The sequence below is a fragment of the Psychrobacter fulvigenes genome (assembly GCF_904846155.1).
In the GTDB taxonomy this organism is placed as follows: Bacteria; Pseudomonadota; Gammaproteobacteria; order Pseudomonadales; family Moraxellaceae; genus Psychrobacter; species Psychrobacter fulvigenes.
This window is the reverse complement of the sequence record NZ_CAJGZP010000002.1, coordinates 50836-56837: the sequence shown is the minus strand read 5'-3', so window position 1 is coordinate 56837 and position 6002 is coordinate 50836. Positions and strand designations below refer to the sequence as shown.

Here is a 6002-nt window from a genome sequence, read left to right as displayed (position 1 = left end):
GATGCTTGGTGCCGTATGCTGGCTATTCCTACTGCGGCCTCTATGCATGCATTGCATGAAGACGGAATTGATCTGTAGCGAACATCGCGCAGATATTCCCGACGCGCTGATGAAATGGATTGATGCGGTGGCGGATATAAACGTGCAACAGATTAGTGCAGATCAGATATTGAGGACTTCGGTTTTTGATTGCATGAACAGAGTTTTCGATCGCTTTGATTTGCTTTTGGCGCCCACGTTGGCCTGCATGCCCGTGCGTAATGCCACTGATGGCAGTACGGAAGGGCCAAGCGCTATCAACGGTGAAAAGGTCAACCCGTTGATCGGCTGGTGCATGACGTACCTGACCAACTTTTCCGGACATCCAAGTGCCAGCGTTCCGGCGGGTTTGATCGATGGACTACCGGTGGGCATGTTAATCATTGGCGATCGGCAGGCTGACCTAGATGTAATTGCCGCAAGTGCGGCTTTCGAGGAAGCCCGCCCGTGGCTGCAATATTACGACATCCCAGCCAGACGTGCACTGCAATAGCGAAGAACCCTCTAACTCCTTAAATAAAAATAAAATAAAGGATCAGTCATGATTAGCGTCTTCTTAACCTTTGCTGGAATATCATTATTTATTAATGGAATGCGGATATGGCTGGATACGGTGGGGAACCCAAGCAACTTACTGGAAGGAAAGGATATTGCTATCGTCAATCTTTTTACGGGGTTCATAGGAAGCACCATAGTGGCTTTACTTATGGCTCAAGGCCATGGCGTGCCCCAATACGACTACTCCGGCGGGGCGTATATAGGTTTGGTCTCCCTAACCTGCGTATGGATTGGCATCAATCAATTTACCGGTGTAAATGGGACTGCAGTTGGTTGGTTTTCGCTGGTAGTTCCATTCTTTGCCATTCCGGCAGGAGTTATAGGGCTGAGGAATTCCCAAAGCCTGTTTGAAACATGGATGGCCTTGAACTGGTTTGCGTGGGCGGGCTTGTGGTTCCTGTTTTTCCTGCTGTTTGTACTCAGATGCAATATCGCTAAATTTACGGGCGCCATGACGGTTGCTCAATCGATAATGACAGCCATTTTGCCAGCAATCCTGCTGCATACGAAAGTAATCTAATTTTGCTCATCGCAGAGTAAGAATGCCGTTTCGATAACAAAAAATTGCGGCCGAGACTCTGTTGTGCAGGCCCAGCTTGAGCAACAGACTTTCGACATGATGCGCAACGGTGCGCTCAGAAATTTGTAAGGCCGGGCAATTTCCTTAGTTTGCAACCCCCGACCAACCAACTGGCGATATCGAGTTCCCTAGGCGTTATCGAGAATGGCAGGACACCAGGATGAGCAAACAACAAAAGCTCACCATTTTTCCTCATCGCTTTCATTGACCAACGCTTGCCATGGCAATCCTCAATATAGAACTGATGCGGGATGCGGCTTTCGCTATCAGCTCTCAATATTTTCTCTACTGTTCTTACTCCAAGTACCCGCACTGGATCTTCACGATTACAAAATACTTTTTTATTTATGACGACAAAAAGGAAGCTCTCCGGAGTGGCTTCGCACTCCAACGAGACAATTTCATGCCACCAATCAGTCACGCTGGCCAGAATGGGAGCCGAGTTCGAGATCAAGCGCTGCGCCTCACGGCTGACTGAATCGGTTGTTTTGATATTTATATGCAAGGCGCCTGTGTATTGGCGTTCCTCGGAAAAAAGGAGCTGGGTAATACCGCCATGGTAGCCTTTGGGAATAAAATATTCTTTGGCGAACAGTGTATCGCGGTAGGGCCTAGCGGTTGAGTTCCATTCGAGACAGGTCAAATTGCTGGACCTCAAAAAAACCATATCTTCATCGTAATTAATAAACGTACCATTAAGGAAGTCCAGCATGCTTTGATCATATCCACTGGCGCCGACGGATTCGTGTTCACGGGATATTGGATTGAACATGGAAATGGCAATTGACGCATCCTCAAAACAAGACCCCAATAGATCGATCATGGAGGCCCTTATCGTCTGAAAGCCTTTTCGTACGGCTGGCGTATTCATGGCTGAAGCTCTCTTGTGGAGTAATTATTGCTACATCTTATACACGTTACTTCCTTGGCGTCTTGCCATTTACATCAACCCGCCCGTTATGAAACCTTGAAAATAACCTTCGACATTGCTTGACCCTCCACCCGTTTCGCGGGTTCAATGCTATTGCTTCCACACTCGGAAAGCATGGCTACGGTGTGCCAGCACCAGGCCAAGCGCCCGGACTTATCCGGGCGTTCCTTTAATGCCTTGATGCCAGCCCTAGCCCGACCACCGCGCCCGACATAATTCCTATAATCTGAACCTCGACCCTACCTTTCTTCACTTGCAGAACCTCCTGCTTGGCGTTCGATGAAGTGGCCCGACCGAAGCCGGGCCGTGACCATTACCAGCGCACCCGCGCCTTGGCTTGCTCCACCTCATCAACCGACCAAACCCGCTTGGCATCGCCTTCAAGCGTGCAGCCAGTGAAATATGCCTTCGCCCGCAACTCTTCGGCTCTGCGCACCAGCTCCGCAGCCTCATCCATCAGCTCCGCAACGGCATCGCGACGCGCTGGAAAATCAGTCTTTGCCGCCTCGGGCAACTCATCAATCCACGGCATGATCTTGTCCATCTAAACTCTCCAACTTCTGACCTTGCAAGATGCCCGGCCTTCAATTGATATACTAGGGCAATAGGCCCTATCTGTCAATAGCTTTAGCTAAACTTTTTTCGATATATCGATTTTGTTTAACTTGAGTTTAGCCGCTAAATTTTCCCTTGGCGCTCAACACTTTCCCAAATGACCCCCAGCCCCGCGAAATAGCACAGCAGCGCCCAATTTGCGTATGCAATTTCCGATTCACCGCTAGTCCATCGCCGGATCGTGCGGCCTCCACCTTCTCCAAGCCCTAACAAATTCGCCGCCCGCTCTTTAGTAAGCCCCCCGAATCGAAGCGCCTCTTGAACCTCGTCGCAGGTAGGCCGTTGCCAGCCATCTTGAGCCGGTCGCAAACATTCCAATCTAATATCTGCCTCTTTCATAACTCAACTTCTCCCAATAAACTCACAATCCACCGCCTGGCGAAGAAATATCAAAATCCACTTTTCGCTTGGCGTACAACTTAGCAGCCTCGGGCCGCTTTGATCTTTGCCTGGGCATCAGCCGCCCACTTACGAACAATAAAAGCTCTATGCGCTGGCAAGACAACATCGACCTGGGCAAAGCCCTTGGGCACATCCACGGTCGCCGGCTCCCGGCGCGGTGGCGGCACCAGGCCGGCCGTCCAGTCCGGCAGGACATAGCTGGCCAATCGGTCGCGGCTTTCCGGCTCGATCATCTTGGGCTGCTTCTCTTTGAGGATTGCCGCGAAGATCGTGGCCGCCACGTCATCGACAGTCATACCGCCGCGCAGCCGGTCGAAGTTCGAGCGATAGCCCGTTTCCGAAATAAATGGACTGTCCAGGTCAACGGCATTAAAGGCGAAATGGCACCCCATCACCCCAATGCCACCACCGAAATCGACCAGTGCGCGCAAGCCCTCGACTTCAATCAGGAACTGGCCAGCCTGACCCCAACAGGGCACATCACCAGGCGCGGCGCTGCAAAGCCGGTCAATGACGCACCCGGCGGCATCCTGGTCGGCCTGACAGCCAAAGAACGTCCCACCGTTGAGCTTCCAGGTGGCAGCCTGATAACGACCTGTTGCCAGCTCGACCGCCGCATCATCGCAGGCCATCACACCGGCGTTCAGCTCGTCAACCGCAGCCCTGGCCACGGCCAGCAGGCCGGCCCGGTAGCCCGGCATTGAGTCGGCCAGCCTTGCCATCAACTCGTCACGCTCGTCGCGCTGCACTGATATGGTTTTTTTCATGGTATGACGTGGCCCCAGCTTTAACTGGGGCCAGCCCTTATCAGTCGATGGCGCGGTAAATCCGCGCAGCTTCGGCGTGCGTTCCAGCGTACTCACGCAACCAGTGATAACAGTCAATCAACGTATCGCATTCGTCCATGCCTTGTGTTTCCTCTGCGAGCTGGCCCAGCGCAAACAACGTGGCAACGATCCCGGCCGCATCAGCGGACATTTCCCCACTGAAATAATTGCCGGCCACCTCCACCTGCAACAAACCAACTTCCGGGGCCATGTAAAACCCTCCATTGGTCAGCTCGTAAAAATTCCAGAATCCACCGTTATAGCCACCAGACAGCCTGCGCATCCAGCGATAAACAAGACCTTCGCCATGCATCATCAAGCGCGGGCCGAAGTAGGTGGGCAAAAACGCCATACGGTTTTCATCATCGACCTGAACGGCAGTAACGGGGATCAACTCCTGTTCTTGGCTGTTCATGCTGCCACCTCCGCATTGATAGCCGCGATCCGCTGCACCGAATCAACCAGACGACTCTTGACTGCTGCAACTGCCTGAGTGAATTGCTCCACGTCATAAGCCGAAGCCCGGTTGCACTCGGCCCCCTCAACCCCAGCCAGAACACGGCCAGCGATCCGCTGCCAGTTCTCGATTTCATCCACACCCACGCAAGCGTGGTAATCAACATTAGCCACACGGAAAAGGTGATCAGCTTCTGCGCGATAGGCTGCAACTTTGATAACTCTAGACATGGAAACTCTCCAACTTCTGACCTTGCAAGATGCCCGGCCTTCAATTGATATACTAGGGCAATATGCCCTACCTGTCAAGAATGTTTAGCTAAACATTGGGATTTATTGCTTTTCCTTTGGCGTTCAACCTTTTAAGTTTTCGAGCCACTCCGGCAATGGGCCTACAAGCCCCATAGTGCGGCCTTAACCCCCAGGGAACACCAACGCATTACCAGCACCGCGAACGCGGCACCTGAGCGATTCTGGGCGGCCTTTTTTCCAGCCAAAAAAAAGCCAGCGCGCTATCGGCCGGCTTTCGTCAAAACTGATAATTTAGCGGCTAAAACTACATGCTCGCCTGCAAATGTTTTACCGCCGCCACGAAATCCAAGCGCAGCAGGTGCATCGTCAAATCAACCGCCCCGCCGCCGCCCTTTCCTGCTCTGGTGTCGTACCACTTCGGGCCGGTCGCCAGCAATTCCACCCCAGCGCCACCCAGGGCCACGTTCAGCCTGACAGTAGTTTTATCTTTCACCGGCACAAAATCGGGATCACCTTTCCAATACAAAGCCAGAGCATCGAGCGTGGCCACTACTGGAATTCAGGCGGGAATGTTTTTCTAACTCTAGACATTTGGCAACTCCATTACTCCGTGCCGTTCCGGCACTGCGCGGGATGATGGATAAGTCTCAAGCGACTTACCCACAACCCTTGCGGCTACTCGCATTTTCACAATGCCTGGCTACTCAAAAACAGCGCCTACGGCGCGGGCGTGGGCTTCGCCATTAGTAATACGCACGGACTTTGAACACTCGCTGAGTGTGCTTGCCGCTGGCTGTAATACGCACGGACTTTGAACGCTCTTCGCAGCCTTGAGGTAGCCAGATACGGCACCAGCCGACACGCCCATTTGGGCTGCAATGGCTCGAATACTTAAACCTTGTTCTCTGAGGCCCTGGGCCTGCGCCTGCTTCACGTTAGCGGGTTCCAGGTATGTTTCCCTATCCACTGCCCCAGCGGCACGCCTGCGGGCCGTCTCGCGCTCCTTGAGGCGCATAGCAGCCATGCCCTTGCTGATGATGGTGCGCAGCTCGGCCTGCTCGTCGTCGGTGATCTGAAACAAGCTGATGAGCGTGTCATTGCGCGGGGTATAGAGCGGGGCGAACTCACGGCCGCCAAAGCTGACCTTCTCGCCGGCCTCATAGCTTTTTGCCTTGGCGTACAACGTCATCAGCTCTTTGCTGTTTTGATTCCAACTAGGGGTTCTAGGGATTTTCCCCTCTAAAGTAACATAAATCGCCATACTCACGATATCTAAAGGCATACAAAGGTGGGTTACTTCTCCAAAGTATGGCAAATTATGAGGTTAACTACCCCTTAAACT

Annotated in this window: 10 protein-coding genes; 2 read left to right on the top strand and 8 right to left on the bottom strand. The window is 52.8% G+C overall.

What is annotated here, in order from left to right; genetic code table 11:
* Together JMX03_RS14805 and JMX03_RS14800 are read left to right on the top strand one after the other, a co-directional pair.
* Nucleotides 1-532 (top strand): amidase family protein (locus tag JMX03_RS14805; RefSeq protein WP_265090507.1); only part of this gene is annotated, 532 nt, incomplete at its 5' end.
* A 48-nt stretch (nucleotides 533-580) separates the two neighbouring features.
* Nucleotides 581-1117 (top strand): AmiS/UreI family transporter, encoded by a 537-nt coding sequence (locus JMX03_RS14800; RefSeq protein WP_044102779.1) that lies wholly within the window; start codon nucleotides 581-583, stop codon nucleotides 1115-1117.
* 6 nt (nucleotides 1118-1123) lie between these two features.
* On the opposite strand, the gene JMX03_RS15380 is transcribed toward JMX03_RS14800, so the two are convergent.
* The 8 genes from JMX03_RS15380 to JMX03_RS14755 all read right to left on the bottom strand — a co-directional run bounded on the left by JMX03_RS15380 (nucleotide 1124) and on the right by JMX03_RS14755 (nucleotide 5942).
* The gene (locus JMX03_RS15380) at nucleotides 1124-1240 is read right to left on the bottom strand and encodes a LuxR C-terminal-related transcriptional regulator (RefSeq protein WP_201598348.1); all 117 of its coding nucleotides are present in this window, start codon (nucleotides 1238-1240) and stop codon (nucleotides 1124-1126) included.
* Nucleotides 1233-2048, bottom strand: a complete 816-nt coding sequence (locus JMX03_RS14790) for a hypothetical protein (RefSeq protein ID WP_201598345.1) — start codon at nucleotides 2046-2048, stop codon at nucleotides 1233-1235. The genes JMX03_RS15380 and JMX03_RS14790 overlap by 8 nt, the downstream gene beginning before the upstream one ends.
* A 373-nt stretch (nucleotides 2049-2421) precedes the next feature.
* Nucleotides 2422-2652 (bottom strand): stable inheritance protein KleA, encoded by a 231-nt coding sequence (kleA, locus tag JMX03_RS14785; protein WP_201598344.1) that lies wholly within the window; start codon nucleotides 2650-2652, stop codon nucleotides 2422-2424.
* 490 nt (nucleotides 2653-3142) lie between these two features.
* Nucleotides 3143-3892, bottom strand: a complete 750-nt coding sequence (locus JMX03_RS14775; protein ID WP_201598341.1) for a hypothetical protein — start codon at nucleotides 3890-3892, stop codon at nucleotides 3143-3145.
* Nucleotides 3893-3932: 40 nt separating this feature from the next.
* Nucleotides 3933-4367 carry an antirestriction protein gene (locus JMX03_RS14770; RefSeq protein WP_201598338.1) on the bottom strand — a complete coding sequence of 145 codons (435 nt, stop codon included), beginning with the start codon at nucleotides 4365-4367 and terminating at the stop codon, nucleotides 3933-3935.
* On the bottom strand, nucleotides 4364-4639 hold the full coding sequence (locus tag JMX03_RS14765; RefSeq protein WP_201598335.1) for a hypothetical protein: 276 nt from the start codon (nucleotides 4637-4639) through the stop codon (nucleotides 4364-4366). The genes JMX03_RS14770 and JMX03_RS14765 overlap by 4 nt, the downstream gene beginning before the upstream one ends.
* Before the next feature lie 325 nt (nucleotides 4640-4964).
* A complete protein-coding gene (locus tag JMX03_RS14760; RefSeq protein WP_227695941.1) occupies nucleotides 4965-5210 on the bottom strand; it encodes a hypothetical protein in 246 nt (81 codons plus the stop codon).
* A gap of 150 nt (nucleotides 5211-5360) precedes the next feature.
* Complete coding sequence (locus JMX03_RS14755) at nucleotides 5361-5942, bottom strand: hypothetical protein (RefSeq protein WP_265090506.1); 582 nt, start codon at nucleotides 5940-5942, stop codon at nucleotides 5361-5363.
* Nucleotides 5943-6002 lie beyond the last annotated feature (60 nt).

Bases quoted from the DNA above. Each gene is read 5' to 3' on its own strand.
- JMX03_RS14790 (WP_201598345.1), bottom strand. From the start codon at position 2,048: ATGAATACGCCAGCCGTACGAAAAGGCTTTCAGACGATAAGGGCCTCC.
- kleA (WP_201598344.1), bottom strand. From the start codon at position 2,652: ATGGACAAGATCATGCCGTGGATTGATGAGTTGCCCGAGGCGGCAAAG.
- JMX03_RS14800 (WP_044102779.1), top strand. From the start codon at position 581: ATGATTAGCGTCTTCTTAACCTTTGCTGGAATATCATTATTTATTAAT.
- JMX03_RS14765 (WP_201598335.1), bottom strand. From the start codon at position 4,639: ATGTCTAGAGTTATCAAAGTTGCAGCCTATCGCGCAGAAGCTGATCAC.
- JMX03_RS14755 (WP_265090506.1), bottom strand. From the start codon at position 5,942: ATGCCTTTAGATATCGTGAGTATGGCGATTTATGTTACTTTAGAGGGG.
- JMX03_RS14770 (WP_201598338.1), bottom strand. From the start codon at position 4,367: ATGAACAGCCAAGAACAGGAGTTGATCCCCGTTACTGCCGTTCAGGTC.
- JMX03_RS14775 (WP_201598341.1), bottom strand. From the start codon at position 3,892: ATGAAAAAAACCATATCAGTGCAGCGCGACGAGCGTGACGAGTTGATG.